Annotated in this window: 22 protein-coding genes; 15 read left to right on the forward strand and 7 right to left on the reverse strand. The window is 57.3% G+C overall.

Annotated elements, in window-relative coordinates; translation table 11 throughout:
- Positions 1-3 precede the first annotated feature (3 nt).
- The 6 genes from paoC (at position 4) to AC5SEO_RS15150 (ending at position 7,343) form a co-directional block, all read left to right on the forward strand.
- The gene (paoC, locus tag AC5SEO_RS15125) at positions 4-2,202 is read left to right on the forward strand and encodes an aldehyde oxidoreductase molybdenum-binding subunit PaoC (protein WP_174069052.1); all 2,199 of its coding nucleotides are present in this window, start codon (positions 4-6) and stop codon (positions 2,200-2,202) included.
- Complete coding sequence (locus AC5SEO_RS15130; protein ID WP_174069053.1) at positions 2,192-3,151, forward strand: XdhC family protein; 960 nt, start codon at positions 2,192-2,194, stop codon at positions 3,149-3,151. The genes paoC and AC5SEO_RS15130 overlap by 11 nt, the downstream gene beginning before the upstream one ends.
- Positions 3,152-3,159: 8 nt before the next feature.
- On the forward strand, positions 3,160-3,789 hold the full coding sequence (locus tag AC5SEO_RS15135; protein WP_174069054.1) for an NTP transferase domain-containing protein: 630 nt from the start codon (positions 3,160-3,162) through the stop codon (positions 3,787-3,789).
- 138 nt (positions 3,790-3,927) lie between these two features.
- A complete protein-coding gene (locus tag AC5SEO_RS15140; RefSeq protein ID WP_026331023.1) occupies positions 3,928-4,233 on the forward strand; it encodes a putative quinol monooxygenase in 306 nt (101 codons plus the stop codon).
- Between the two features lie 299 nt (positions 4,234-4,532).
- The gene (locus AC5SEO_RS15145; protein ID WP_112401708.1) at positions 4,533-5,519 is read left to right on the forward strand and encodes a GlxA family transcriptional regulator; all 987 of its coding nucleotides are present in this window, start codon (positions 4,533-4,535) and stop codon (positions 5,517-5,519) included.
- A 66-nt stretch (positions 5,520-5,585) separates the two neighbouring features.
- Positions 5,586-7,343, forward strand: a complete 1,758-nt coding sequence (locus AC5SEO_RS15150) for a putative bifunctional diguanylate cyclase/phosphodiesterase (protein ID WP_236771404.1) — start codon at positions 5,586-5,588, stop codon at positions 7,341-7,343.
- Between the two features lie 61 nt (positions 7,344-7,404).
- Here the strand turns inward: AC5SEO_RS15150 and AC5SEO_RS15155 are convergent, their stop codons facing one another.
- Positions 7,405-7,608 carry a cold-shock protein gene (locus tag AC5SEO_RS15155; protein WP_003518333.1) on the reverse strand — a complete coding sequence of 68 codons (204 nt, stop codon included), beginning with the start codon at positions 7,606-7,608 and terminating at the stop codon, positions 7,405-7,407.
- 503 nt (positions 7,609-8,111) lie between these two features.
- Here AC5SEO_RS15155 and AC5SEO_RS15160 point away from each other — a divergent pair.
- The 6 genes from AC5SEO_RS15160 (at position 8,112) to AC5SEO_RS15185 (ending at position 13,938) form a co-directional block, all read left to right on the forward strand.
- Positions 8,112-9,224, forward strand: a complete 1,113-nt coding sequence (locus AC5SEO_RS15160; RefSeq protein WP_019566835.1) for an ABC transporter ATP-binding protein — start codon at positions 8,112-8,114, stop codon at positions 9,222-9,224.
- The gene (locus tag AC5SEO_RS15165; protein ID WP_111800153.1) at positions 9,221-9,871 is read left to right on the forward strand and encodes an ABC transporter permease; all 651 of its coding nucleotides are present in this window, start codon (positions 9,221-9,223) and stop codon (positions 9,869-9,871) included. The genes AC5SEO_RS15160 and AC5SEO_RS15165 overlap by 4 nt, the downstream gene beginning before the upstream one ends.
- Complete coding sequence (locus tag AC5SEO_RS15170; protein WP_495363891.1) at positions 9,868-10,545, forward strand: ABC transporter permease; 678 nt, start codon at positions 9,868-9,870, stop codon at positions 10,543-10,545. Before AC5SEO_RS15165 ends, AC5SEO_RS15170 begins: the two co-directional genes overlap by 4 nt.
- Positions 10,546-10,606: 61 nt before the next feature.
- Positions 10,607-11,521 carry an ABC transporter substrate-binding protein gene (locus AC5SEO_RS15175; RefSeq protein ID WP_003518329.1) on the forward strand — a complete coding sequence of 305 codons (915 nt, stop codon included), beginning with the start codon at positions 10,607-10,609 and terminating at the stop codon, positions 11,519-11,521.
- A gap of 104 nt (positions 11,522-11,625) precedes the next feature.
- Positions 11,626-12,369 (forward strand): histidine utilization transcriptional repressor HutC, encoded by a 744-nt coding sequence (gene hutC / locus AC5SEO_RS15180; RefSeq protein ID WP_174043428.1) that lies wholly within the window; start codon positions 11,626-11,628, stop codon positions 12,367-12,369.
- Between the two features lie 78 nt (positions 12,370-12,447).
- A complete protein-coding gene (locus tag AC5SEO_RS15185; RefSeq protein ID WP_174069057.1) occupies positions 12,448-13,938 on the forward strand; it encodes an HAL/PAL/TAL family ammonia-lyase in 1,491 nt (496 codons plus the stop codon).
- Between the two features lie 23 nt (positions 13,939-13,961).
- Here AC5SEO_RS15185 and AC5SEO_RS15190 read toward each other — a convergent pair whose 3' ends face one another.
- Together AC5SEO_RS15190 and AC5SEO_RS15195 are read right to left on the reverse strand one after the other, a co-directional pair.
- Complete coding sequence (locus tag AC5SEO_RS15190) at positions 13,962-14,708, reverse strand: PhnD/SsuA/transferrin family substrate-binding protein (protein ID WP_013762187.1); 747 nt, start codon at positions 14,706-14,708, stop codon at positions 13,962-13,964.
- Positions 14,709-14,728: 20 nt separating this feature from the next.
- Complete coding sequence (locus AC5SEO_RS15195; RefSeq protein ID WP_174069058.1) at positions 14,729-15,772, reverse strand: fatty acid desaturase; 1,044 nt, start codon at positions 15,770-15,772, stop codon at positions 14,729-14,731.
- Positions 15,773-15,907: 135 nt separating this feature from the next.
- On the opposite strand from AC5SEO_RS15195, the gene AC5SEO_RS15200 reads away from it, so the two are divergent.
- Entirely contained in the window at positions 15,908-16,744 is an 837-nt protein-coding gene (locus AC5SEO_RS15200; protein WP_174004130.1) for a helix-turn-helix domain-containing protein, read from the forward strand.
- A 172-nt stretch (positions 16,745-16,916) separates the two neighbouring features.
- On the opposite strand, the gene AC5SEO_RS15205 is transcribed toward AC5SEO_RS15200, so the two are convergent.
- The 4 genes from AC5SEO_RS15205 to AC5SEO_RS15220 are packed head-to-tail and all read right to left on the reverse strand — an operon-like array spanning position 16,917 to position 22,224.
- Complete coding sequence (locus AC5SEO_RS15205; protein WP_174069059.1) at positions 16,917-18,527, reverse strand: ABC transporter ATP-binding protein; 1,611 nt, start codon at positions 18,525-18,527, stop codon at positions 16,917-16,919.
- A gap of 1 nt (position 18,528) precedes the next feature.
- Complete coding sequence (locus AC5SEO_RS15210) at positions 18,529-19,659, reverse strand: ABC transporter permease (RefSeq protein WP_003518322.1); 1,131 nt, start codon at positions 19,657-19,659, stop codon at positions 18,529-18,531.
- Positions 19,652-20,575 carry an oligopeptide ABC transporter permease OppB gene (gene oppB, locus AC5SEO_RS15215; RefSeq protein WP_174069060.1) on the reverse strand — a complete coding sequence of 308 codons (924 nt, stop codon included), beginning with the start codon at positions 20,573-20,575 and terminating at the stop codon, positions 19,652-19,654. The genes AC5SEO_RS15210 and oppB overlap by 8 nt, the downstream gene beginning before the upstream one ends.
- Positions 20,576-20,628: 53 nt before the next feature.
- Positions 20,629-22,224 carry a peptide ABC transporter substrate-binding protein gene (locus AC5SEO_RS15220; protein ID WP_003518320.1) on the reverse strand — a complete coding sequence of 532 codons (1,596 nt, stop codon included), beginning with the start codon at positions 22,222-22,224 and terminating at the stop codon, positions 20,629-20,631.
- Positions 22,225-22,822: 598 nt separating this feature from the next.
- Between AC5SEO_RS15220 and AC5SEO_RS15225 the strand changes: the two genes are divergently transcribed.
- Both AC5SEO_RS15225 and AC5SEO_RS15230 read left to right on the forward strand, forming a co-directional pair.
- Entirely contained in the window at positions 22,823-24,766 is a 1,944-nt protein-coding gene (locus AC5SEO_RS15225; protein ID WP_025595143.1) for a methyl-accepting chemotaxis protein, read from the forward strand.
- 314 nt (positions 24,767-25,080) lie between these two features.
- Positions 25,081-25,779: a DUF2161 domain-containing phosphodiesterase gene (locus AC5SEO_RS15230; protein ID WP_035200048.1), complete on the forward strand. Its 699-nt coding sequence runs from the start codon at positions 25,081-25,083 to the stop codon at positions 25,777-25,779.
- The last annotated feature ends 110 nt before the right edge of the window (positions 25,780-25,889 follow it).

The following is a 25,889-nucleotide window of genomic DNA, read 5'->3' on the forward strand; positions in this document are numbered from 1 at the left end:
ACCATGAAATTCGACACACCTGCAATCAACAATCCCATCGACCGGATGAAAGTCGTCGGTCAGCCTATCCCCCGCATTGACGGCCAAGAGAAAACGACGGGCCGAGCAATGTATGCCTACGAATGGCATGATCCGAATATTCCTTACGCCTACGGGTATCCGGTCGGTGCCGCGATTGCGAAGGGCCGTATCCGGTCGATATCGACCGACGCCGCAAAGCGGTCCCCCGGCGTTTTGACGGTTGTCACCACCTTGGACGTGGGCAAGCGCGAGAAGGGTAAATTCAACACAGCCAATCTTTTTGGTGGCGATGAAGTCCAGCACTATCACCAGGCTTTGGCAGTGGTCGTCGCGGAAACCTTCGAGCAGGCGCGCGCCGCAGCTTCGCTTGTGACAGTAGAATATGAAACTGCGCCCGGGAGCTTCGATCTCAAGAAGGCCAAGGACAGTGCGGTCAAGCCCGACGAGAAGCAGCAGCCCGACACGGCAGTCGGTGACTTCGAGGGAGCCTTCAAGAGCGCACCGGTCACTCTCGACGAAAGTTATACCACTCCAGATCAGTCACATTCCATGATGGAGCCCCATGCGTCCATCGCTGCGTGGCATGGCGATAAACTGACCGTTTGGACGTCCAGCCAGATGATTGATTGGTGGCGATCCGATCTGGCGACTACACTTGGTATCGACAAGGACAATATCCATTTGATGTCGCCATTCATAGGCGGGGGGTTCGGGGGTAAGCTTTTCTTGCGGGCCGACGCGGTGCTTGCTGCCTTTGCAGCAAAGGCTACTGGACGTCCGGTCAAGGTCGCGCTTCCCCGTCCGTTCATAGCCAACAACACGACGCATCGGCCGGCGACGATCCAGCGTATTCGCATTGGAGCGACAAAGGACGGCAAAATCACCGCGATTGCTCACGAAAGCTGGTCGGGTGACCAGCCTGGGGGCCAGCTGGAAACGGCTGTCAATCAGACACGACTGCTCTACGCGGGTGAGAACCGGATGACTGCCATGAGACTGGCCACGCTTCACTTGCCCGAAGGCAATGCGATGCGGGCGCCCGGCGAAGCGCCGGGGTTGATGGCCCTCGAGATCGCCATAGACGAGATAGCCGAAAAGGTGGGCGTCGATCCGGTCGAGTTTCGGATACTCAACGACACTCAGGTCGACCCTGAGAAGCCCGAGCGCGCTTTTACCCAAAGGAACCTGGTCGGCTGTCTCAAGCTCGGGGCGGAACGGTTTGGCTGGAACCAGCGCGGCAAGCCTGGGTCCCGACGAGAAGGAAACTGGCTGATCGGATCGGGTGTTGCAGCCGCTTTGCGAAACAATCTTCTCCTCCCATCCGCAGCAAGGGTTCGGCTCGGCGCTGACGGCATTGCAACGGTTGAAACCGATATGACCGATATCGGGACCGGCAGCTATACCATCATCGCACAAACAGCAGCTGAGATGCTGGGCCTGCCGGTCGATCGAGTAGCCGTCCAGTTGGGCGATTCCCGCTTTCCGGTTTCGGCGGGGTCGGGCGGGCAGTTCGGCGCGAACTGTTCTACCTCCGGGGTCTACGCGGCCTGCGTAAAGCTTCGTGAGGCGGTGGCGCAGAAACTCGGCTTTAACACTGATGACGTCGTGTTCGAGAACGGACAGGTTCGATCAGGAAACCGTTCGGTAGCGCTTACGGAGGCGGCTGCGCCAAACGGCCTTGTTGGCGAAGATGGAATGGAATGGGGCGATCTTTCCGAAGCCCATCAACAGTCAACGTTCGGTGCCCACTTCGTGGAAGTCGGTGTTGACGTGGCCACGGGTGAAACGCGCATTCGACGCATGCTGGCCGTCTGTGCGGCCGGACGAATCCTGAACCCGATAACAGCGCGCAGCCAGGTTATTGGTGCCATGACAATGGGTGTGGGTGGAGCCCTGTCCGAGGAGTTGGCGGTCGATACGAAGCAAGGCTTTTTCGTCAACCACGATCTGGCTGGCTACGAAGTTCCGGTGCATGCCGACATTCCCCATCAGGAGGTGATTTTCATGGACGAAGCAGACCCCATGTCGTCGCCGATGAAGGCCAAGGGCGTTGGCGAGCTTGGTCTCTGCGGGGTTTCTGCAGCTGTCGCCAACGCAATCTACAATGCCACCGGGGTGAGGGTGCGTCACTACCCTGTGACGCTCGACAAGATCATAGGCGGGCTGCCGGATGTTGCATGACGACATCGCCGCCCTCACGGATATCTGTCCTCAGGAGGATATCCAAGCTGCGACAAAGCCGACGCCAGTCAGGTCGTTGCTCACCGATGATACGGAAGAAATATTTGGCTTTGCGATAAGGGAGCTTGCAAAGGGCAGGGTGGCACTTGCCACCCTTGTCGAAATTCGCGGGGGAGCGGCTCGCGCGCTTGGCTCCCATGTCGCCGTTGCGGCCGATGGTCGTTTTTGTGGTTATGCGTCTGGGGGCTGCATCGAGGCAGCGGTCGCTTCCGAGGCGCTCGACGCAATGGGCGAGAACAGAGATAGGGAGGTGAAGTTCGGATTAGGCTCCCCCTTTTTCGACATTGCCCTGCCGTGCGGTGGTGGGATTACAGTGTCGATCCACGTGCTGCAAAATACCGAGATGTTGAGCGGCGTTCTTGAGCAGCTTTATCAGCGCCGGACCACGGGCCTGTGCTACACGAGGCAGACCCAACAGCTCGAGATCGTCGAGCCGCCATCGCGGGCCGGTTACGCCGACGACCGCTTTTTCACGGTCTATCGGCCGCGCACGCGCGTCGTGATTTCCGGTCAAAGTATAGAGGCCGAGAGGGCCGCTGATATAGCCAAATCCTCCGGCTACGACGTGGTGGCCTGCACAGCGAACGAAAAAGTTGTGCCCGATATCGATCAGTACACCGCTGTTGTTCTTCTCCACCACGACCTTGATGCGGAGCAGGCCGTTCTGCAAGCCGCGTTACGGTCACCCGCATTCTACATCGGCGCCTTGGGGAGCACCCGTACACACCGTAGACGGGTCGATTTCCTTGTAAGCTCCGGTTTCTCCCGGGCAGATACTGATCGGATAAGGGCACCGATCGGACTTTTCGGGCCAACCCGCGATGCGAACTCCCTTGCCCTGTCCATCCTTGCCGACATCGCGGCGAGCCGCTTGTCCCTCTATGCGTGAGGTTCGGTGTGGAAGCGGCAGGAGATAGACGAGTTTCAGTTGCCGTTGTTGTCCTGGCCGCTGGACGATCGAGCAGGATGGCGGGTGCCGGGCACAAGCTTCTTGCGCGTTTTCGGGAAACCAGCCTCGTTCGTCGGGCCGCATTGGCAGCGCTTGGGGCCGGCAATCGTTCTGTGGTTGTTGTGACCGGATACCGAAGCTCGGACGTCGAGGCCGAAATTGCAGGGCTCGACCTGATCATCGCGAGAAACTCCAACTTCAGTGACGGAATGGCAAGCTCGATCGTGCTCGGCGTCCAGCGTGCCGCCTCGCAAGATCCCGGTGGGATTATGATCATGCTTGCGGATATGCCGCTGCTTGAACCTGCGGATATTGACGCACTCACCGGCGCTTTTGCGGAGAGAAACGGAGAGGCGATTATCCGCGCGGTGTGCGAAGGAAATCCGGGAAACCCGGTTGTCTTTCCTCGCGCCGCATTCCCGCAGCTCATGGAGCTTATAGGCGACAGCGGCGCGCGCAAGATAATCACCCAATCTGGTCTCGACGTCATCGACATAGAGATCGGCGAAAGCGCCAAGGTGGACATAGACAACACAGAGCAGCTCGTTGCTTTAGGCGGCCATCCAGAAATCGACTGATCATCGAAACCTCATGTGTGCAGAGGCGTGGATCGCATTTTTACATCGACACCCCTTTTTATTGTCCATCACCGAACATTTGTCGTGCTTAACGCGTTCCTTCAGTTGCGGCACAATGATGTGCCCATGGAGGTGGTCATGACCAAATTCGCGCTTTACGTTCCGCTCGAGGCAATGCCCGGCAAGGAACAGGAGGTCGCCGAGTTTCTGCGATCAGCCTTACCGCTGGTCAATGCAGAGCCCGGCACGATTTCCTGGTATGCGATACAGGGAGGCCCAAGTTCGTTTGCAATCTTCGATACGTTCGACGATGAGGACGGTAGGGATGCGCACTTAAATGGCCAAGTCGCTGCAGCCTTGATGGCGAAGGCAGAGGCAGGGGACCTGTTCGCCAAGCCGCCGCAGATACACATGCTGTCTATCCTCGCCGAAAAGCGTTCATAGCCCAGACTATTCGGCCCTCATAATGTCGAACAGATGGGCTCAAATCGGCAACAAAATGAGATAATATCTCGTTCACCAATGGCGGGCGGCTGGGGTTGCTGTAGCAATCATAAAAACATCCGTTAGTGGTCGGCAGTTCGAACAAAGTCAGCGCGTGCAGAGTTCTTCCGTCGCTTCGAGCTAGTACCTTTGACTTTGACGGACCTTCAGCATTGTGCAACCGTCGCCACATAGACCGGCGTCGGCGCGTAGATCCTCGTCGAGAGCTTTGAGTCCTTTGTGCTGGGAAAGATACTCTCATGCGGATCGTGATCTTCGTTCCAAAGGACGTGCATTCTCTGGAGCTTGCAGGGCTAATGGACGTGTTTGCCGAAGCAAATGCCCGTGTTGAAAAGTTATTCTACGAAGTTGCTGTCTTGGCAGGGCACGAGGGCACGATCCGCTGTGCATCGGGGCTAAAAATCCTGACCGACTGCGCTTACGATGCGTACCTTGGTAGCCCCGATACATTGCTTGTGGCCGGGAGCGTCGGAGTTCCGCAAAGTCCGGGCGGGCGTGTTGTCGACTGGATTGTTAAAATCGCGGCTCAGGCGCGGCGCTATGGCTCCGTCTGCACAGGGGCATTCGTGCTTGGCGAGGCAGGTCTACTAAAAGACCGGCGTGTTACGACGCACTGGCAGTTCGCGTCACTGTTGGCCGAGCGCTTCCCCGAGACGCGGGTGGAAAGCGACCGGGTTTTTGTGCGTGATGGCGCGATGATCACGTCGGCCGGTTCCAGCGCGGCTATAGATCTCGGCCTTTCCCTCGTCGAGGAGGACTTGGGCCGGGAGATTGCGCTCTACGTTGCTCGCCGACTCGTCGTGTTTCTGAAGCGGCCAGGCGATCAGTCACAGTTCAGCGTGCATCTGGCGGCACAGGCTATCGACCGCAGCCGTCTACACAACGTCCAGCAATATGTTCTGAACCATCCGGCGGCGGACCTCTCTGTCAGCGCCTTGGCGAAGATCGCGGCCATGAGTGTGCGGAACTTTACGCGTGTTTTTTCGCAGGAGGTCGGTATATCGCCATCAGACTATGTCGACCGGACCCGTATCGACGTTGCGCGCTTCCTTTTGGAAGGGAGCCGCCTGCCAATCGCTTTGGTGGCCGCGAGAAGTGGTTTTGGATCGACACGCGCGATGCGCCGTGCCTTTGTTTCGCACGCTGGAGTGACGCCGTCCGACTACCGTGATCGCTTTCGGACGTCTGGCGATGGCGCGAGAATCAGTTTGTCCGAAAACGGCTGACGCTTGTCCTGGAACCGCCTCGGCTGCGGGTTGCCCCGTCCGTGTTCGCCGTCCATGGTTCCTGTCATGGAAGAATTCGAAAAACGCATGCAGTCGCACCCCATGCAGCCCGCGCCGGTCATGTCGGACAATGCGCTTCTCAGCTCCGACGCTATCAGGCCAATTCTTGCGACGCTCGTCGAAGAACTAACCGATGGGATTGCGATCGCACAGCGTTTGGGCGCCAATTCGCCTTTGCTCTATGTCAATAAGGCCTTCGAGCATCTGACTGGCTACGCTCGGAACGAGGTCGTCGGGAAAGATTGCCGCTATTTGCAGGGCAACGAGCGCGACCAACAAGAGGTCGTCCACATTCGCGCTGCGATCGAGGCGGCGGAGCCTCTGGACTCAACGCTGCGTAACTATCGAAAGGACGGGTCGGCGTTCTGGAACAGTCTCAGTCTCCGGCCTGCCTGGGTGGGCGAAGAACTATTCTACGTCGGCATACTGCGCGACGTCTCGGCGATTCGCCAGGCGCACACCGCGCTGGATCGTGTCGCGAACCTCGACGCGACCACGGGTTGCCTGAACCGTCAAGCATTTATCCTGGCTACCGAGGAGCGTTTCGCAACCAATGCCAAAGCGACGCCCTTGGTCGTGAAGCTGGATGTGATCGGTTTTCACGATTTCAACACGGGATACGGTTTCGAAGTCGGGGATGCCCTGCTTTATGAAACCGGGCGGCGGCTGCGGGACGTGGGCGCTGCCCAAGTGGGACGCATGGGCGCCAATGAGTTCGCTTTGGCTTTTGAGCTCACGGATGGATCAAGTGCGGATACTATCGTGGCAGCGGTATCCGCTTCGCTTGCCGCTGACTTCGTCGTGCCAGGTGCAAGTGTCTCACTGCGTTTCGCCATCGGCTATGCGGTGGGGCAGCCTCGGGCGAGACCCATTTCGCTGATCCGCAATGCCGGCATCGCCCTGTGGGCCGCCAAGTCCGCCCCTCTGGGTGGTCCGCGACGGTTTCGAGACTCGGATCACGAACAGGCAAGCCGACGCGTGCGAATGACTCGCGAATTGAAGGTCGCGGTCGCGAATGACGAATTTGTGTATCACTTCCAACCCCAGGTAGACCTTCCAACCGGCGAGTGGGTGGGTGCGGAAGCTCTGATACGCTGGAATCATCCTCTGTTTGGCAGCCAGCTCCCCGGAAGTTTCGTTGAGACTGCCGAGCGATCAGGTCTGCTGCTTGATCTGACCGAACGAAGTCTGACGACCGTCGCGGCTTATGCACGGCGCATTAACGCGCATCGCGACAAGGCTTTGCGCTTTGCGGTGAATGTATCCGCCGGGGAGTTCCTGCAGCATGACATGGCCGAAATGCTGGATCGGGTCCTGTGCCTGACCAAGGCCGACCCGGCATGGTTGACGCTTGAGATCACCGAAAGCATGTTCCTCAGCGATACACCCGGCGTGATGGACGCATTTCAGCGGCTGCGACAGAGCGGCGTCGGCCTTTCCGTCGATGACTTCGGCACAGGCTATTCGAACCTGCGCTCGCTCGAAACCTTTCCGGTTACCGAGATCAAGATAGACCGCACCTTTATCAGCGAACTCGCAACGAGGCCGTCCAGAAGGGTGATCGTCCAGGCCGTTATCGATCTTGGACGCGCCCTTGGGTTAACTGTGGTTGCAGAAGGCGTGGAGACCGAGGCCCAGCGCAAAATGCTTCGCGAAATGGGCTGTCCGGTCGGCCAAGGCTACCTTTTCGGCCGTCCCATCGACGCCGAAGTTTTTGCAGCCAGCTTGGCACGGATTGAGAGCGACGGGGTGGAAACAGCCTAAGGTCAGCGGGAGTAAGGACCGATTTGGCCCCGCGAGTAATCGCGGAGCCAAGAGACGCTGATCAGATGAGGCTGACGTTCTCGGCCTTGGACTTTCCAGTCTTGCGGTCCTGTCCCACATCGTAGCTGACCTTCTGGCCATCCTGAAGAGAACCACCAAACCCTACGGCGGAGATGTGGACGAAGACGTCCGGGCCGCCGTTGTCCGGTGTGATGAAGCCGAAGCCCTTGTCCTGTGCGAAAAATTTGACGGTACCTGTTGCCATGTTATCCTCGTTAATTGAATACGACGCGGTAATACTATTGTTCGATGGCGGTGGCCACAAGGCTTTATGGCCTTCTCGAGCCAAGTCGCCGTGGATGAGTGCTTTTCAAAAACGCCTGTTTTGCGGTCTCAGTCACGATCAGCACGCGATCTGTTGAATTTCAGCACGAATTAATTCGTATTTCCATTCTGCTCCCGCGCACAAAAATCGAAGCAACGAGTTGCTTATGAACAAATTTGTCGCGTTGAGCGGGCCTGATCTTGATCGGCAAAGCAGCGCAGTTTGAAGGCGTAGAGAGTTGCGGCCGCCGAGATCGCTTGCTCTATGTGCATACAGCGTCTCTATAACGGTCAAAATGCTTAAAGTTTAGTCATTTCCAGGGTTGCGGATATTTTCATCGATCTATCTTGCGGATACGCTATTTGCGTGCTTGTATAGACAACCTAGGCAGTCATCACAGTTGCCGAGCCTGAAGGCGCAGACAGAGCGCAGGAGAGATTTGCATGATCGTCTTCGACAACGTCACCAAGCAATATGCGGGCGCGGCTACTGCCGTAAACGGTTTGTCCCTGACGGCGCCAAACGGCAAGCTGACCGTGTTCGTCGGCCCTTCGGGTTGCGGCAAAACCACATCCTTGCGGATGATCAACAGGTTGATCGTACAATCGTCCGGTTCGATCCTTCTTGACGGCGAACCGACAGATGGCATGGACGTGGCACTGCTGCGTCGTCGTATCGGTTATGTCATCCAGCATGCCGGGCTTTTCCCCCATCGCACCGTTGTTCAGAACATAGCGACCACTGCGCGGCTAAACGGAGCGCCGAAGGAAAAAGCACTGCGCACGGCGCATGAGTTGCTTGAGCGTGTAGGGCTGACCGCCGCCTTTGCCGATCGTTATCCATGGCAGCTTTCGGGTGGCCAGCAGCAACGCGTCGGCGTTGCACGTGCACTCGCTTCCGATCCCAAGTTCATGCTGATGGACGAACCCTTCAGTGCTGTCGATCCCGTCGTTCGCACACAGTTGCAGGACGAATTTCTTCGCTTGCAGCGTGAGATTGGCAAGACCATCATCATGGTGACCCATGATATTGACGAAGCGTTGAAGCTTGGCGATCAGGTTGCTGTTTTGCGTGCCGGCGGAACGCTTGCGCAGATCGCCACTCCAGAGGAATTGCTGGCGCGCCCGGCAGATGCCTTCGTGGCGGACTTTATCGGCCGGGACAGAGGGTATCGCTTCCTGAGTTTTGCAGAATTTGACGGAGCAGTCCCTCTCGGTGCGGAGCCGACAGCCTTGCTCGGCGCAACACCGGACAGCCTTCGTGGCGTTGCAACGGATCGCTGGGTTCTGGTGACTGACGCCGAACATCGTCCCATTGGATGGGCCGATGCGCAGGGTCTCAGGCAACCACTGCGTGAGGGAGATCTCAATCTCAGTGGTACGCTGGCGCCGGAAGGCAGCAGTTTGCGCCATGTGCTCGATGCAGCGTTGAGTTCGCCCTCCGGCCGCGGGGTCATCGTAGGGTCAACGGGCCAGCTTGTCGGCACCGTCACACTCTCTGATGTCGCCAAAGCCATCGAAGCCGCGCGGGTCGGTCGCTTCGGAGGTCAGCCATGAGGTTTGATTGGCTCTACCGGGAATCCGGGCGGATTTTCGAGCTTTTCATCTGGCATCTAGGCCTTTCGGTCATCCCGGTGGTGATCGGCCTGCTTCTTGCCCTGCCGCTCGGTTGGATTGCGCAGCGGGCCGGTTTATTCCGGTCGACCCTGCTGGGGGTTGCCGGACTTCTTTACACAATTCCGTCGCTTGCGCTGTTCGTCCTGCTGCCGCTGGTGCTCGGCACCCGTATACTCGATCCGCTAAACGTCGTCGTCGCGCTGACGATCTACGCGTTGGCGCTTCTGGTGCGAACAGTGAACGATGGTTTGGAATCGGTTTCGCCAGACGTCCTCCAGGCGGCCAATGCCATGGGCTATAGACAGGTTGCGCGTCTGGTGATGGTGGAGCTACCGCTCGCCGTTCCCGTGATTGCCGCCGGATTGCGTGTGGCCGTGGTTTCCAATGTCAGCATCGTTTCCGTAGCGGCACTGGTTGGAACGCCGCAACTTGGTCTGCTCTTCACGCAGGGGCTTCAGCTGCGGTTCCTGACGCCGATCATAGCAGGCATCGTACTCTGCGTGCTTCTCGCAGCCTTGCTGGACGGGCTTGTTCTGCTCATTTCACGCCGCCTGACGCCGTGGCAGCCTGGGAGTGCGGCGCGATGATAGAATGGTTTAGCGATCCAGCTCACTGGACAGGGAGTGATGGTGTCATCGTTCTCGTCGGTCAGCATCTGGCTTATAGCTTTGCGGCCCTTTTTCTCGCCTGTCTGATTTGCTTGCCGGTTGGGCTTTATGTGGGACACACGGGACGCGGTGTCGTCTTCATCGCGGGTCTTGCAAATGCGCTGCGCTCCCTTCCAAGCCTCGGCCTGATCGCACTTCTTGTGATTGTTTTTGGCCCCGTTTTCGCATCCGATATGGCTTTTATCGTACCCAGCCTTATCGTGCTCGTGCTTCTGGCCGTGCCGCCGATCATGACTGGCAGTTACGCCGGTATCGCGGCGGTGGATCCCGCTGCGGTGGACGCTGCAAGAGGCATGGGGAAACGTCCGCTCGATATTCTGTTCGATGTGGAACTGCCCTGCGCTCTGCCATTGATCTTTTCCGGTCTGCGCAGCGCCACGCTTCAGATCATCTCGACTGCAACCATCGCCGCTTATGTTTCTCTTGGTGGTCTCGGTCGCCTGATCATCGATGGGCGGGCGCAGAACGATTATTATCAGATGGCCGCAGGTGCCGTTCTCGTCGGTGCGTTGGCCCTGACCGTGGATCTGATCATCGGCGTCATATCGAGGGTCACCGTATCACCAGGCCTGACGCGTCGAGCGAAGCGGTAGAGGTTCTAAAATAACGCGGTTTTCTATTCCACGACTGTTTCAACATAAAGGAGAAGCTCGCATGGCATTCAGGATCATCACTGCCGCCAGCGCATTTGCGCTCATGGCACTTTCCGCTGCTTCGGCATTGGCGCAAAGCAATCCGCTGGCCGCGCCAGCCACTCCGCGAACCGATACGACGACAATCATCGTCGGTTCCGCCGACTTCCCCGAAAGCCAGCTTCTGGCGACGATCTACGCCAAGGCCCTTGCCGCCAAGGGTGTTGCCGTCGAAACGAAGTTGAGCATCGGTAGCCGCGAAGTCTATATCCCTGCGTTGCTCGACGGATCAATCGATCTGTTGCCGGAGTATGCTGGTGCGACGCTGAGCTATCTCGACAAGAACGCCACGGCCCATTCGCCAAGCGATGTGGCCGCAGCGCTCAAGGCGGCTCTGCCGAAAGGTGTCTCTATGTTGACACCCTCCGCAGCACAGGATTCCGATAGCGTGGCTGTGACGCGCGCGACCGCTGACAAATACAAGCTGAAGACGATTGCCGATCTCGCACCCGTAGCCTCGCAGCTCGTACTTGGCGGTCCACCGGAATGGAAAACGCGCAAGGAAGGCATTATCGGTCTGAAGGAACTTTATGGCCTCGAGTTCCAGTCGTTCAAATCGCTTGACGTCGGTGGCCCGCTGACCCTTTCGGCACTCATCAACGGTCAGGTCCATGCTGCAAACCTGTTCTCGACCGATCCGGCCATCGCTGCAAACGATCTCATCGTGCTTGAAGACGTCAAGAACCTCTTTCCCGCCCAGAACATCGTACCAGTGATTGCCACACCGAAAGTTAGCGACGTTGTGACAAGCACTCTCGATGCTGTTTCTGCCGCCCTGACGACGAAAGATCTCGTCGTTATGAACGGTCGTCTGGCCAATCACGACAGTTTCGATGTCGTGGCGGGCGACTGGCTGGCCGAACACAAATTGAACTGAATCCATCGGCAAAGGGCGTGGCATTGCCCCGCCCTTTGCCGACAACCCTGCGTATTGGTGACGTCATAGCTATGGATCACGACAGAAAGATTTTCCGGGAAGTGATGCCGCCGATATCTGAGGACGCTCGTGACGCGCAGGGCACCGAAGACCAGAGTTCACCGCTCTATGTAAAGCTGAAAGACTATGTCCGCAGTCGCGTCGAGGCGGGTGAGTGGAAGATCGGTCAACGTGTTCCATCGGAAAACGAACTGGTCGATATTCTCGGTGTCAGCCGTATGACGGCCAACCGCGCTTTGCGTGAGCTGGCCGACGAAGGGCTTGTGGTGCGTGTACGCGGCAAAGGTTCGTTCGTTGCGTCCAAGAAGCGCACATCGCAGTTCCAGAGCGTACCCAACATTGCCGAAGAAATAACACGCAACGGCGGTGTTCACAGCGCGCGGGTCATACTTCTTCAAATCGAAACCTGCGATCCAGATCTTGCCGAAGCTCTCGCTGTTCCGGCTGGCAGCCTTGCTGCGCACTCGATCATTGTGCATGCGGAAGACGGCGTGCCGATGCAAATCGAGGATCGTTTCGTCAATTCGGAATGCGCGCCCGATTACATCAAACAGGATTTCAACCTCGTAACACCCAACGGTTATCTCACGCGAGTGGCACCGATCGTGAAAGCCGAGCAGCATATCGAGGCGGTCAGCGCACAGCCCTGGGAGTGCAAGCTGCTGGCGATTTCCAAGACGGAACCATGCCTGCTCGTGCGTCGTCGCACATGGTCGACAAAGGGGATCGTGTCTTCTGTCCGCCTCCTTTATCCCGGCAGCCGCTATCGTCTTTACAGCAGTAATTGAGACACGGGCCAACGCGGCAGTATTCAAGATGGAAAATTCCCGCTCCTCGCAGCCGTTTCTGCATCATAGGAAAACGTCATGACTGTTCTACTGGATGATGGATTGAGTTGGCGCGATGTTGCCCATATCGGCAAGGGCGAGGCATTGCGTGTGTCAGACGCGGCCTATCAGCGGATTGACCGGGCGAGCCAGATCGTTGACAGCATCGTCGAAAGCGGTGTGCGTGCCTATGGCATCAATACCGGGGTCGGTGCACTGTCGGACACTGTGGTGGATCGCACCGCGCAGGGTCGGCTTTCGCGCTCCATTATTCTCAGCCATGCCTGCGGTGTCGGCCCGTTGTTGGATCCTCGCGAAGTTCGGGCAATCATGGCGGCGCAGATCGCCAATTTCGCCCATGGGCACTCCGGGGTCCGACGCGAGATCGTCTCGCATCTGTCGACGTTTCTTGAACAGGATTGTATCCCCGACGTGCCGTCCCGCGGATCGGCGGGCTATCTGGTGCACAACGCGCATGTTGCGCTTGTTCTGATCGGAGAGGGCCAGGCCCGGCTCGGCGGGCGCGTTATGAGTGGACGGGATGCCCTGGCGGCAATGGGACTTCAACCCATCGTGCTGGGTGCCAAGGAAGGGCTGAGCCTCGTCAATGGTACAGCCTGTGCGACCGGTCTTTCCTGCATGGCACTCGCGCGGGCCAATCACCTGCTAGATTGGGCCGATGCCATAGCGGCGCTGACGCTTGAAGCAGCAGGCTGCCAGATCGACGCTTTTGACGAGACGGTTCTCGCGCTGCGTCCCTCGAAGGGAATCGCGGCCGTCGGGGCTGCTCTGCGATCCCGGCTTGAAGGCAGTGGGCTGGTTGCCGCCGCTCATGGCAGGCGGACACAGGACGCGCTAAGCCTGCGTGCCGTGCCGCATGCGCATGGTGCTGCACGCGACATCTTCGATGCCTGCGCCTCCATCGTTGACCGAGAGCTCGCCTCCGTCACCGACAATCCCGCGATCCTTGGCACGCCCGAGCAGCCCATCGTCTCGTCGGAGGCCCATGCCGTTGCCCCGGCATTGGGGCAGGCGGCAGACAGTCTCGCCATCGCCATTGCACAGATTGCGTCCATGAGCGAGCGCCGTATCGACAGGCTGGTCAATCCTCTGGTGAGTGGTCTGCCGCCATTTCTGGCGACCGATGCCGGAAGCCATTCAGGTTTCATGATCGCGCAATATACGGCCGCAGCCCTTGTCGGCGATAGCAGACGTCTTTCCGCGCCTGCCTCCACAGATGGAGGGCTGACATCGGGATTACAGGAGGATTTCCTCTCTCATCCCACGGCTGCCGCCAACAAGCTGCTCGCGGTTCTCGACAATGCCGAATATATTCTGGCCATCGAATGGATGGCCGGGGTGCAGGCCCATGATTTCCTGGAAAATGTTGCCGGGCGGGCAGCCGGAACAAATGTGGTCTACAATCTGCTTCGCGAGCACCTCCAGCCCTATTCGGATGACCGGCCTCTGTCTGCGGACATGGAAAAGGCAAGGCTGCTCCTGCGTGATTTCTCGCCACCGGATATGTGATTGAAGGCCGTGAGGCTCGTGCCTTACATGGTGAAAGGCAGGTCGATACCCTTGGCGCGGATGAAGGGCAGGCCTTTGCGCCGTGCAGTCCAGCCGATAACGTGAAGGCTCCGGGCGGCCGGTTCATGCTGTTGCGCAAGCATCCAGGATTTGCAGTCAATCGCGGCAATGTCCGCCCGGCCCTCGGCCACTGCGATGACGGAAGCGCGGTGCGCACCGGTTTCGAGACAATTTTCAAACAGATCGAGGCCCGCGCCTTCTGCTTCCAGATCGCGTTTCAAGCTGAGATAGCCGGATAATGACTTGTGCTCGTTGAATGCCAGTATTTTCCCGCTAAGAAATCCTTTCGGCAAAGCGGCCTCACCGGTTTTCGAAGGTTCTGCACCCTCTCCACCGTCGGCTATGCGGGCAATGATGGCGCTGGAATAGAACTCGCCTGCACCACCCTTGATGCCATTATAATCGCTCTGTCCAATCACCTGCACATGATCCTGCAGGCCAAACTCCATTGGCCCCCAGCAGGTGCCGGAGATCAGCAGAGCCGGATGCCGCCAGAGCACCGCAAGATCCAATGCATCGGGATCGAGCGTGGCAGGGTCTGCGGCAATGATGGCGCCGTCCTTTCCACGAATACCTCCCGGAACCGCCGGCATATCGCCGTTGTGTCTGGTGAGGCCTTTGGGAGCGTCGATACCCTCTGCTAAAAAACGGTTGCGCATATCGGCCCACAGCCTGTCCGTCTCATTGCGCAGTTCGGGCCAGTCATACATTGGCAGTGCCGCGATCCATGTCACGACGGAATTTCCAGTCTCACGTCTTGTTCCTGCATCGCATGGTCACAAAAAATCAGAGCGGCAGGCACGACGGGTGACGCGATTAAAACTTGCTCGTCCCGTCTCAAGACAGGATGCGCTACCGGTTCCTTGGCCTTGAAGGCGAAAGCGCGGAACACCTCGAAATAATTGCTAAACACATATCCGTCATTCATCTTCTGCCACTCCGCGCGCCTCTCGCTGTAGAGGGAGGGCAATTTATACCAGGCCGCTGTCGGCATTTTGTGATGCACGAAATGCAGGTTGTTATAGAGAAACAGTGGAGCCAGGATGGAGTTTTCAACAATGATCGTTCTCCCATCCGGCTGTTCGGACCATTGATGTTCGCAATAGGAGCGAATGGCGATGATGGATATGCCCAGATAGGCCGCCACACTAACATACAGCCAGATTGGAACGCCGAAAATCAGGGATATGACCAGCAGTGTCGGAACAAGTCCGGCCAGATGCAAGGTCCAGGCATAGATCACCCGCCGATCACCTTGCGCGATCTTGCGCCATTCGGATATCGTGAAACCAACAACCATCAGCGGAGGGCCGATGACCAGACGCCCGATGAACGTATTGTTCCATCCCAGCAGGACCTTGAGGAACGACGGCATCTTTTGCCAGTCGCCCATGGCCCGGTAATAGCTTTCCGGATCGTCGAATGGGTCGGTCAGACGCTCGTCTGCATGGTGTTGCAGATGCGTGCGCTTGTAACTGCGATAGGGGTAGAAAATCCCGAGCGGCAGAAAGACCAAAGCTTCGTTCAGTCGTGCATTGCGCGTGGGGTGTCCATGCAGAACCTCGTGCTGGAGCGAGGAGTGCAGGGCGACTGCAATGCCCATGAGCACCAGAGAAACGATTGGAAACATCGGATACAGAAAATATCCCGCGAAAATCCAGAGACCGTAACAGACCGCCAACAGCGAGACGGTTGGCCATTCAATTCGGTCACGCTTTCTTCTGCGGCGCACGCCAGTCAGCCGCGCCGTCTTCTTTGCCAATATGTCTGTCATTTCATACTCTTGATGCCCCTGTCATCGCAGGGTCGCACCAGTCTCAGTCAGCCACAACGGGTTTATGGTGACCAACTGTTGATTTTGATAACAGTTTAAGCATTATGATGATAATTATAAACAAACGGGTGAATTGTGGACAAACGCACGCTCGCAGAATTGTTTCGTGCCCGCCTGATCCAGCTGGTGAACAGGTCAGAAGACAGCCAGGCGTCTTTTGCCGCCGCCATTGGCATTGATCGATCAGCACTTTCGCAATTGCTTTCCGGTGATTCGGCGCGGCTTCCGCGTGTGGAGACGCTGCTGAATATCGCCGAGCGACATTCCGTCTCGCTCGACTGGCTACTCGGTCTTTCCCATGATCAGGGGTTGATGGGGGAATTGCGGCCAAGTTTCGAGATCGAGGAGGGCGGTGCTGATTATACGGATACGCTGTTGATGAAGTGGCACGCGGAAGCTGCAGGCACCAAAATCCGTTATGTTCCGGCACGCATTCCCGATCTGCTTCGCACACCCGAGATCATCGCTTTCGAGGCCATGGGCGCGCATCAGAGTGTGATGGCGCAGGCCAGTGAAACGGCGTTTCGACTAGATTATAATCGCCAGCCTGGTACCGACATGGAAGTTTGCATGCCGCTCGAAACGCTGGAAGCTTTTGCGCAGGGGCGCGGTATGTGGAGCGGTTTGGACCGCGAGACACGTGCCGAACAACTCAAACATATGTCGGGACTTATCAGCGAGCTATACCCATCATTCCGGCTGTTTCTGTTCAATGAAAAAGAACGCTTTTCCGTGCCCTATACGATCTTCGGTTCGCAACGGGCAGCACTTTTCGTCGGCGCCATGTATCTTGTGCTCAACAACGCTGAAGCCATCCGTAAGATGCAACGTCACTTCGACGAGCTGATACGTTTTACCCGCATTCATGCCCATGAAACCGCGGATTTCGTTATGAATTTGGAAGTCGCTTAGTCCTGTGACGGGTACCAGCTTTCGCACATCATCGAACCGGTTTGCTACGTGGCGATATGGTTGGGATTGAACAGGAGAGGAAGGCCGCCATGGCCGCGAAATAACGACCTCCTCCACAAACCGGATCTTTTGTAACGGCGCCAGAAAAAGCCCGGCAGTGCCGGGCTGTAATCTATGATGTTACTTCGGCCGAAAACGCGGATTTGATCAGTGTTTTGGTATATTCAGCCGCCGGCCGCTCGAATATCGCGTCCGTTTCTCCCTCTTCGACAATCTTCCCGTTTCTCATCACGATGACATAATCCGAAATGGCTTTGATGACAGAGAGGTCGTGGCTGATGAAGATGTAGGAAAGGTTGTGCGTTTTCTGCAAATTACGCAAGAGATCGATAACTTGGCCTTGAATGGATCGGTCCAGCGCCGATGTAGGTTCATCGAGAATGACGACATCTGGCTTGGGGATGATCGCGCGGGCAATTGCGATACGCTGACGTTGCCCGCCTGAAAACTCGTGCGGGTAGCGGTTGCGGGCGGCGGGATCGAGGCCGACTTCTTTCAGCGCTTCTATCGCTCGCTCGTCGCGCTGCGCGCGGCTGAGCTGTGGGTCGTGCACAAAGAGACCCTCAGTGATGATCTCCCCAACAGTCTGCCTTGGCGAAAGAGATCCATACGGATCCTGGAACACAAGCTGCAGCTGCCGCCGCAATGGCCTCATTGCCGTTCGGCCAAGTCCGGTGATTTCCGTCTTGCCGAAGAAAATGCGGCCCTCTGCAGTGACAAGGCGCAGAAGCGCGCGACCGAGCGTGGATTTGCCTGATCCGGATTCACCGACGATGCCGATGGTCTGCCCTTGATGAAGGCTGACATTAACGCTGTCCACGGCCCTGAAAGCCCGTGACTTCGACAGGAAGCCGCCCGGGATAACATAATCGATCGTGACGTTCTGGCCAGAGAGAACGACCGGCGCTTCTTTGCCGACCGGCGGCTTGTGGCCGCTGGGTTCGGCATCGAGAAGCATCCTCGTATAGTCCGCCTGCGGGCGCTCGAAGATCTCTTCCGTCGGACCGGTTTCAACGATCTCGCCTCGGCGCATAACCGCAACACGATCGGCAAAATGCCTGACGACACCGAGATCGTGCGTTATCAGCACCACGGCCATACCGAAGCGCTGCTGCAACGACTTCAGAAGATCGAGGATCTGCGCCTGGATTGTCACGTCGAGCGCGGTGGTTGGCTCATCCGCGATCAGAATATCCGGCTCGTTTGCCAGCGCCATGGCGATCATGACGCGTTGGCGCTGGCCGCCGGAAAGCTCATGCGGGTAGCTGTCGATGCGCCGCTCCGGGTCCGGAATACCGACAAGTTTCAGAAGTTCGAGAACGCGTGCCCTCGCGTCCTTCTTGCTGCCGCCCCGGTGATGGACGATTGGCTCGGCGATCTGCGCGCCGATCCTGTAAAGCGGATCGAGCGAAGTCATCGGCTCCTGGAAAATCATGGTGATTTTCGCGCCACGGATCTTGTTCAGCTCGTTGACCGGCAAGCCTACCAACTCGCGTCCACGATATTGCGCCGAGCCTTGAATGACGCCGTTGGAAGCCAAGAGGCCCATGATGCCCATCATGGTCTGGCTTTTGCCGGAGCCGGATTCCCCGACGACAGCGAGCGTTTCACCCTGCTTTACGTGGAGATCGACACCTTTGACGGCGTTGACCGTGCCGTCTGGCGTGGCAAAATCGACCTTGAGATTGCGGACGGTGAGAATGTTTTCAGATGTCGTATTCATGTCAACGATCCTTGGGATCGAGTGCATCACGCAATCCGTCGCCTACGAAGTTCAGCGAAAAAAGCGTCAGCACGAAGAAGATTGCCGGGAATATCAGCAGCCACGGGGCCGACTGAATATTGTTGGCGCCTTCGGAAATGAGCGCACCCCAGCTCGTGAGTGGCGCCTGAACGCCAAGGCCGAGAAAGGAGAGGAAGCTTTCAAGAAGTATGACTTTCGGGACAACGACCGTCACGAACACGACCACGGGACCGATGGTGTTGGGGATGATGTGACGGCGGATGATCTGCCAGTCGCTCAAACCCAAGGCCTGAGCTGCTGCCACAAATTCCCGCCGTTTCAAGGCAAGCGTCTGGCCACGCACGATACGCGCCATATCCAGCCACTCCACTGCGCCAATGACAAGGAAGATCAGGATGAAGCTACGCCCGAAGAAAACCACGAGAACCACGACCAGGAAGACGAAGGGCAGCGAATAGAGGATCTCGACGAAACGCATCATTACATTGTCGACGCGCCCGCCGATGTAACCCGCCGTAGCGCCGTAAAGCACGCCGATGCCGAGCGAAACGAGGCTGGCGAGAACGCCGACGGCAATGGAGATCTGGCCGCCCAGCATTACGCGAGCCAGCATGTCGCGACCGTTTGAATCTGTACCGAAGAAGAAGTATTCGCGATTGACATCGCCTTCCAACTTCAGCGTTCGACCATCATCTTCCGTAGCAACGACTTTCGTGTTTTCGAATTCGTTGGCGCGGTCGAAATAACGTGTCGTGCGCGGGTCAATCGGGCTGCTGGAGGTAACCGTTGCCGTGAAGGTCTGCCCTTCGACGGCAAACTCCTTCAGTTCGACGCGCGCACGGCCTGCCACACCTTCCATGACGCTCTGGAGGTTGTTCACGTCCGGGCGCGGCTCGAGGCTTGGCGCGACGGAGACGTAGGACGAAAACACCTGATCATAGGTGTGTGAAAGGAAATGCGGGCCGATAAACGAGAAAAGTGTGATCAGCACAAGCATGATGGAGCCAGCCATGGCGGCCTTGTTTCGTCTGAAACGCAGGGCTGCAAGCTGGAACAGGCTTCGGCTTTTCACCGATGGCTGAGGGGCGATATTGCCGGAGATATCAGTCATGTCTGACCCTCGGATCGAGCAGGCCGTAGAGAATATCGACCACGAGATTGAACAGGATGACGAAAATGGCGATGAGAACGACCGTTCCCATGACCAGCGTGTAGTCACGATTGATGGCGCCAAGAACGAAGTAGCGGCCGACACCGGGAATGGTGAAGATCGTCTCGATGACCGCCGAGCCCGTCAGCAGCGCTGCGGCGCAAGGCGCAAGATATGAAACGACCGGCAGCATCGCCGCGCGCATGGCGTGAACCACCACGACGCTGCGAGCCGGGAGGCCATAGGCTCTGGCGGTGCGGATATGGTCCATGCGCAGAGCCTCGATCATTGCACCGCGCGTCAGACGCGCGATGACCGCAAGCTGCGGCAAGCCGAGCGCGATCATCGGAAGAATTAGATAGCGTAGCGACCCATCACCCCAGCTACCTGCGGGCAGAAGCCCCAGCAAGACGGCGAAGATAAGCGTGAGGACAGGTGCGACGACGAAGTTCGGCACGGTGATGCCGATGGTCGAGATGGACATGATGGAGAAATCGAAGGTGCTATTCTGTCTGAGTGCGGCAAAGGTGCCGGCAAGAATGCCGCCGACCAACGCCAGCAAAAGAGCATAGCAACCGAGCTCCAGCGAATAGGGCAGGCCTTTGCCGATCAACTGGGCGACGGTGTTGTCCTTGTAGATGTAGCTCGGACCGAAATCGCCGGTGGCGGCGTTGCCGAGATAGATGAGATACTGGCGCCACAATGGTTCATCCAGATGATAGGTTCTCATCAGGTTTTCCATGGTTTGCGGGGGCAGGGGCCGCTCGAGGTTGAACGGACCGCCCGGTGCGAAACGCATCAGGAAAAACGAAATCGTGACGACGATGAACAATGTCGGCACGGCGCTCGCCAAACGGCGCAGGATAAATGAAATCATGATTTTCAGGCTCCGACATGGCACGGTGGTTTCGGCCACCGTGCCAGCACTGCTTATTCGGAAACGCTCAGGAAGCGGCTGAGGTGTTCGTTAGCAGCATTGTCTTCCCAACCCTTCACGCGATTGGAAACCAGCCACAGGTCCGCCTGTGTGAGAAGCGGAGCAACCGGCTGTTCCTTCATGAGGATGGTTTCTGCCTCGTGCAACAGTTTGGAGCGAGCAGCAGGATCCTTTTCGTCATATGACTTCTGCATCAGCGCATCATATTCGGCATTATTGAACTTCGAGTAGTTGAAGGTCTTGTTGGAGGATACCGAAAGGGCGAGGAAGTTTTCCGCATCCGCATAGTCGGCAACCCAGCCTGCACGCGCAACGTTGTACTTGCCGCCTTCCTGCAGGTAGCCGTAATGCGAGGCGACGTCGAGGTTCACCAGTGACACTTTCGCGCCAAAGGTATTTTTCCACATGTCCGCAATAGCGGTGGCAACGCGCTCATGGTTCGGGTTGGTGTTGTAGCGAATTTCGACGGAAAGCGGCTTGCCGCCCTCGCCGTAACCGGCTTCCTTCATGAGTTTGACGGCTTCGTCTTCACGATCGAGTTGCGACAGCGTCGCAAACTCTGCTTTCGCAGGCTCACCGTAGGAGTCCATGCCCGGAGGAACCATGGAGTAGGCGGGAACCTGCGAACCGCTGTAGATTTCCTTGGCGAGAAAATCGCGGTCGACTGCCATGGACAGGGCTTGACGGACGCGGACATCGTTATACGGCGCTTCACGCGTGTCGAAGGTATAGTAATAGGTCGCAAGCGTCGGCGAAACGTGAACCTGTTCGCCATAGGCCTTGCGCAGACGGTCGATCTGGTCCGCGGAAAAGTTGTAGGCGAGGTCCATTTCCTTGGCTTCGAAACGACGAACGGATGCGGCCTGGTCGTCGATCGGGTAGAAGATGACCTTGTCGATCTTGGTGTTCGATGCGTCCCAGAAGTTGGTGTTCTTGACCACCGTCAAGCTGTCATTGGGAACATGCGCTTCAAGCTTGTAAGCACCGTTCGAGACCATGACGCCCGGCTTTACGAAGTTGGTTCCGTTCTTGTCAAAGCTTGCCTTCGAGATCGGCAGAGCTGTCTGGTGGGCAAGGAGTTCAAGGAAGAACGGTGTTGAGCGCTCGAGTGTGATCTCAAGGGTCTTGTCATCCACGGCCTTGACGCCAAGCTGGTCAACCGAAGTTTCGCCCTTGTTTATCTTCTCGGCGTTCTTGATCGGATAAAGAATATTCGCATATTTTGCTGCGGTCTTCGGGTCTTCGACGCGCTGATAGGAGAAAACAAAATCTCCAGCCGTTACCGGAGTGCCATCCGACCACTTCGCATCTGCACGCAGTTTGAACGTGTAGACGGTACCATCCTCAGACAGCGTCCAGCTTTCCGCCGTACCGGGAACGATCTTGCCGGCAGCATCGTAAATGGTGAGACCTTCATAAAGGTCTTTGAGGATAAAGGCTTCGATATTGATCGAGGTCTGTGCCTGATCGAGCGTCTGAGGCTCCCCGGAATTGCCGCGGTGAAGAACTGTTTCTGCAAGTGCGGAACTTGCGCCAATCAGAAGCGATCCTACCAGCAGCGTGGCGCGAGTTGTTGTTTTTATCGACATAATTTCCCTCCCGTGAAGAGTGTGAGTCTACAAACAAGGCCAAATTGCTCCGAAGGGCAACCACAATAAATTGTGAGTTTATGCATACACCGTGACTGCTGATCGAAAAGAATAAGGGCAAAGCCATGGCCCGCACGCTGGACATTGCCTCGCGTGACGCGACCTCCGGGACGGTTAAATCGATGCGGCAAGCCGTCGGCCCCATCGATATCCTCGTGAAAATACCGATGCCGCCAGCATCAAGCAGGTGCTGAAACGGTGAGGATAATCTTCTCTTTCGAGTCCGGCTCGCGAAAGCGCGCAGCCCGTCGAAAATCAAAGCCCGAGTAAGTTTACGGCATCACACATGTCATCGTTTGCATATGCCGGGTAACACTTCATTTAGTAATTTTGTGAAATCTAAAATACGCAGGTTCCAAAGTTTCATCGGCGGGGCTGGTAGAACGAGTGGATCCAACGCGCCCAGCCTTTGGCGGCCCGGAGCGGATATCCGCTTGTCGCCCTATGAGGAGGGGCACAGCTACCCGCGATGTTCCATTGTTTGTTTCCCTGGCTTCCTGCGCGGACAGCTGGAGGAGCGCTTGCCCTGAGGCTATTCATGTCTTTCCTGAAGAATACCAAAATAAAAACAAAGGTCTTATTCGTCATATCGGTGATGAGTTTGATGTCGCTTTCCGGAATCAGCTACGTCAGCTTGCAATATAAAAATACCGACAATGTCTACAGTGATTTCATCGCCAATGAGGCGCTTGCTGCGGTGCTGAACGCCCGAACCAGCGGCAATCTCAATGCACTCGGCATGCAGATGCTTCGCGCCAGCCTCAATGACTCGACCAGCAGTGATTTCGAGGCCGCTGTCAAAACATTCAAGGCCGACCGGAAGCAACTGGAAGAACGGCAGAATAAAATCATGCAGCTGGTGCCGGCCCGGACGGATGCCGCTCGTGATATCCTCAAGGGCGTTGCCGAGGTTGAGGAAATCGGCAATCAGGTCATCGCTCTCATGCAGGCGGGAAAAAATGCTGAAGCTCAGCAGATGGCGCTTAACGTCCTTCGAAAAATAACTGAAGTCTCACCGAAAATCAGCGCGGGGAACGAGCAACTGATCCAGGTGATGAACGATGGGAGAGAGCGCCTCACGGCCAGCACCAACACGACAATCTGGACAGCTCTGGTCAGCATAGCACTTGTTTCCCTGGCATTGATCGCGCTCGGCCTGCTTATTTCTTCGCGTGGCATTACCACTCCGATTGCGCGGCTTCGCGAGCGGATGGGGTCGTTGGCGGCAGGCGATACAGCCAGCGAAATCGAAGGTATGGACCGCAAGGATGAAGTCGGCCAGATGGCCGCTGCTGTTCAGGCATTTCGCGAGAACGCCATCGAGCGCCTCCGGCTTGAGAATGAAACGGAAAACCATCGGTCATCTTCAGAGCAGGACCGGATAGAGCGCGAGAAACAGAAGGCGAAAGAAGCTGCCGACGTGCAATTCGCCGTCGACAACCTTGCTGCTGCCCTTTCGAAGATCGCTCAGGGCGACGTTACTTACCGGATCGCTCAGCCGTTCGTGTCCAGCCTTGACGGTATTCGCGGCGACTTCAACAGGGCAGCGGAACAGCTGCAATCGACTCTGAACCAGGTGGCGCAGAACGCGCGCGGCATCGACTCCGGCGCGAACGAGATCAGGGCCGCAGCTGACGATCTGGCCAAGCGTACGGAACAGCAGGCAGCGGCCGTCGAGGAGACTGCTGCTGCACTGGAAGAGATCACCACGACGGTGAAAGACTCGACCAAACGGGCGCAAGAAGCGGGCCACTTTGTCAGTCGTGCAAAAGTTGGCGCGGAACAGTCGGGAGAAGTGGTGCAGAAAGCTGTCACGGCTATGGAGCAAATTGCTGCATCCGCTGATGAGATTTCCAACATTATCGGCGTGATCGACGAGATTGCTTTCCAGACCAACCTTCTGGCGCTGAATGCAGGCGTGGAAGCTGCCCGTGCCGGTGAGGCGGGCAAGGGATTTGCGGTTGTTGCCCAAGAGGTTCGCGAACTGGCACAGCGTTCCGCAGGTGCCGCCAAGGAGATCAAGAATCTCATTACGACATCGAACAGTCAGGTTCAGCAGGGTGTGCAACTGGTTGGCGAAACGGGCAAAGCACTCGAACTCATCGTCACGGAAGTACAGGAAATCAACCGTCACGTGATGGCGATCGCGGAATCGGCACAGGAGCAATCCTCTGGTCTCCAGCAGATCAATACGGCTGTGAACCAGATGGACCAGGACACCCAGAAGAACGCTGCCATGGTGGAAGAAAGCACGGCGGCAAGCCACGGGCTTGCACGCGAGGCTTCGTCGCTCAACCAACTGCTCGCTCGGTTCAAATTGTCAGAAGGTGGTTACAGCGACATCTCCGCACCGGTTCGCGCAGCCTCGTCCGCCGACAGGCCTGCTGTTTCTCCTGCGCGTGCACTCGGCGGAAAGATTAAAGCTGCGTTCTCCGGCAATGCCGCCCTGAGCACATCGCCAGACAATTGGGAAGAGTTTTGAGAAATGCGAGGTCTTTCGCGCCTGAGGTCAGATGAGAGATTGAAGGCTTTTTCGTAAACACTTGCACCGGTGATTGGACTCTGATTGCCGGTGCCTTGCCGATCGCAAATCGAATCCTCGACGATTTTTGATCGTATTTTTCCACCAAAAAGTCGTCCACTTTTGGGGAAAAGTGTCAATTGATCGTCTTAGGGATTATTGGCGACTGCCCGCACCACCGACAACTTGCAACCGCATGGGTGGTTATAATGGTTGTTCTACGCAGGCGGATCGATATATCTAGCGCCTGGATCGTCACTTTAATCTGCGGGTACATGGAAACTTCACTTTATCTGCCCGTCAAATCTTTCCTTGAGCAAGCGGGTTACACTGTCAAAGGTGAGGTTGGCAGTTGTGACCTCGTCGGATTGAGCGACGCCGATCCGCCTGTTGTCGTCATCTGCGAGCTAAAACTGAGCTTCAATCTGGAGCTTATTTTGCAGGCGGTTGATCGCGCGGCTATCGCAGACGAGGTCTGGATTGCGGCACGGGTCTCAGCCAAGGGCAAGGGCCGCGAGGCTGATAAACGTTATCGCGACCTCTGCCGCAGGCTCGGGATCGGCATGCTCGGCATTTCCGATGTTGGGGACGTCAGCGTTATTGTCAGTTCCATATCACCGATGCCGCGAACCAACCCGAAACGGCGTTCGCGATTGATACGTGAACACGAGAGGCGACGCGGAGATCCGGCGGTGGGTGGAAGCACCCGCGCACCAATCATGACCGCGTACCGGCAGCAGGCACTCGGCTGCGCTTTGGCGTTGACATCGGGGCCGCTGCGCGTGCGTCAAGTCAGATCCAGCATACCGGATGCCGGGAAGATTTTGCTTGCAAACGTCTATGGCTGGTTTGACCGTCTGGATAGAGGCGTCTACGGCTTGACCGATACCGGACGGGAGGCACTGCGCCGATGGCCGCAGCAGGAGATGACGGCAAAGACCGTCGTTGATGGAGAGCCGCCGAAGGCCCCTTGATCTTTTGAAATTCGGCTCGATCTCTATGGGACGTTGATCGCGTCCCAACCCGCTGCGCAACCTACGCCAATACCGATGGCAACCGCGATGAATAGCCTGTGCCGTCGCCC

It is taken from the genome of Agrobacterium sp. K11 (genome assembly GCF_059429395.1).

Excerpts from the sequence above, each read along its gene's own strand:
- paoC (WP_174069052.1), top strand. The coding sequence starts at position 4 with ATGAAATTCGACACACCTGCAATCAACAATCCCATCGACCGGATGAAA.
- AC5SEO_RS15185 (WP_174069057.1), top strand. The coding sequence starts at position 12,448 with ATGACTGTTCTACTGGATGATGGATTGAGTTGGCGCGATGTTGCCCAT.
- AC5SEO_RS15220 (WP_003518320.1), bottom strand. The coding sequence starts at position 22,224 with ATGTCGATAAAAACAACAACTCGCGCCACGCTGCTGGTAGGATCGCTT.
- AC5SEO_RS15145 (WP_112401708.1), top strand. The coding sequence starts at position 4,533 with ATGCGGATCGTGATCTTCGTTCCAAAGGACGTGCATTCTCTGGAGCTT.
- AC5SEO_RS15230 (WP_035200048.1), top strand. The coding sequence starts at position 25,081 with ATGGAAACTTCACTTTATCTGCCCGTCAAATCTTTCCTTGAGCAAGCG.
- AC5SEO_RS15140 (WP_026331023.1), top strand. The coding sequence starts at position 3,928 with ATGACCAAATTCGCGCTTTACGTTCCGCTCGAGGCAATGCCCGGCAAG.
- AC5SEO_RS15190 (WP_013762187.1), bottom strand. The coding sequence starts at position 14,708 with ATGTATGACTGGCCCGAACTGCGCAATGAGACGGACAGGCTGTGGGCC.
- AC5SEO_RS15160 (WP_019566835.1), top strand. The coding sequence starts at position 8,112 with ATGATCGTCTTCGACAACGTCACCAAGCAATATGCGGGCGCGGCTACT.
- AC5SEO_RS15210 (WP_003518322.1), bottom strand. The coding sequence starts at position 19,659 with ATGACTGATATCTCCGGCAATATCGCCCCTCAGCCATCGGTGAAAAGC.
- AC5SEO_RS15130 (WP_174069053.1), top strand. The coding sequence starts at position 2,192 with ATGTTGCATGACGACATCGCCGCCCTCACGGATATCTGTCCTCAGGAG.
- AC5SEO_RS15195 (WP_174069058.1), bottom strand. The coding sequence starts at position 15,772 with ATGACAGACATATTGGCAAAGAAGACGGCGCGGCTGACTGGCGTGCGC.
- AC5SEO_RS15155 (WP_003518333.1), bottom strand. The coding sequence starts at position 7,608 with ATGGCAACAGGTACCGTCAAATTTTTCGCACAGGACAAGGGCTTCGGC.
- hutC (WP_174043428.1), top strand. The coding sequence starts at position 11,626 with ATGCCGCCGATATCTGAGGACGCTCGTGACGCGCAGGGCACCGAAGAC.
- AC5SEO_RS15165 (WP_111800153.1), top strand. The coding sequence starts at position 9,221 with ATGAGGTTTGATTGGCTCTACCGGGAATCCGGGCGGATTTTCGAGCTT.
- AC5SEO_RS15170 (WP_495363891.1), top strand. The coding sequence starts at position 9,868 with ATGATAGAATGGTTTAGCGATCCAGCTCACTGGACAGGGAGTGATGGT.
- oppB (WP_174069060.1), bottom strand. The coding sequence starts at position 20,575 with ATGATTTCATTTATCCTGCGCCGTTTGGCGAGCGCCGTGCCGACATTG.
- AC5SEO_RS15175 (WP_003518329.1), top strand. The coding sequence starts at position 10,607 with ATGGCATTCAGGATCATCACTGCCGCCAGCGCATTTGCGCTCATGGCA.
- AC5SEO_RS15150 (WP_236771404.1), top strand. The coding sequence starts at position 5,586 with ATGGAAGAATTCGAAAAACGCATGCAGTCGCACCCCATGCAGCCCGCG.
- AC5SEO_RS15205 (WP_174069059.1), bottom strand. The coding sequence starts at position 18,527 with ATGAATACGACATCTGAAAACATTCTCACCGTCCGCAATCTCAAGGTC.
- AC5SEO_RS15225 (WP_025595143.1), top strand. The coding sequence starts at position 22,823 with ATGTCTTTCCTGAAGAATACCAAAATAAAAACAAAGGTCTTATTCGTC.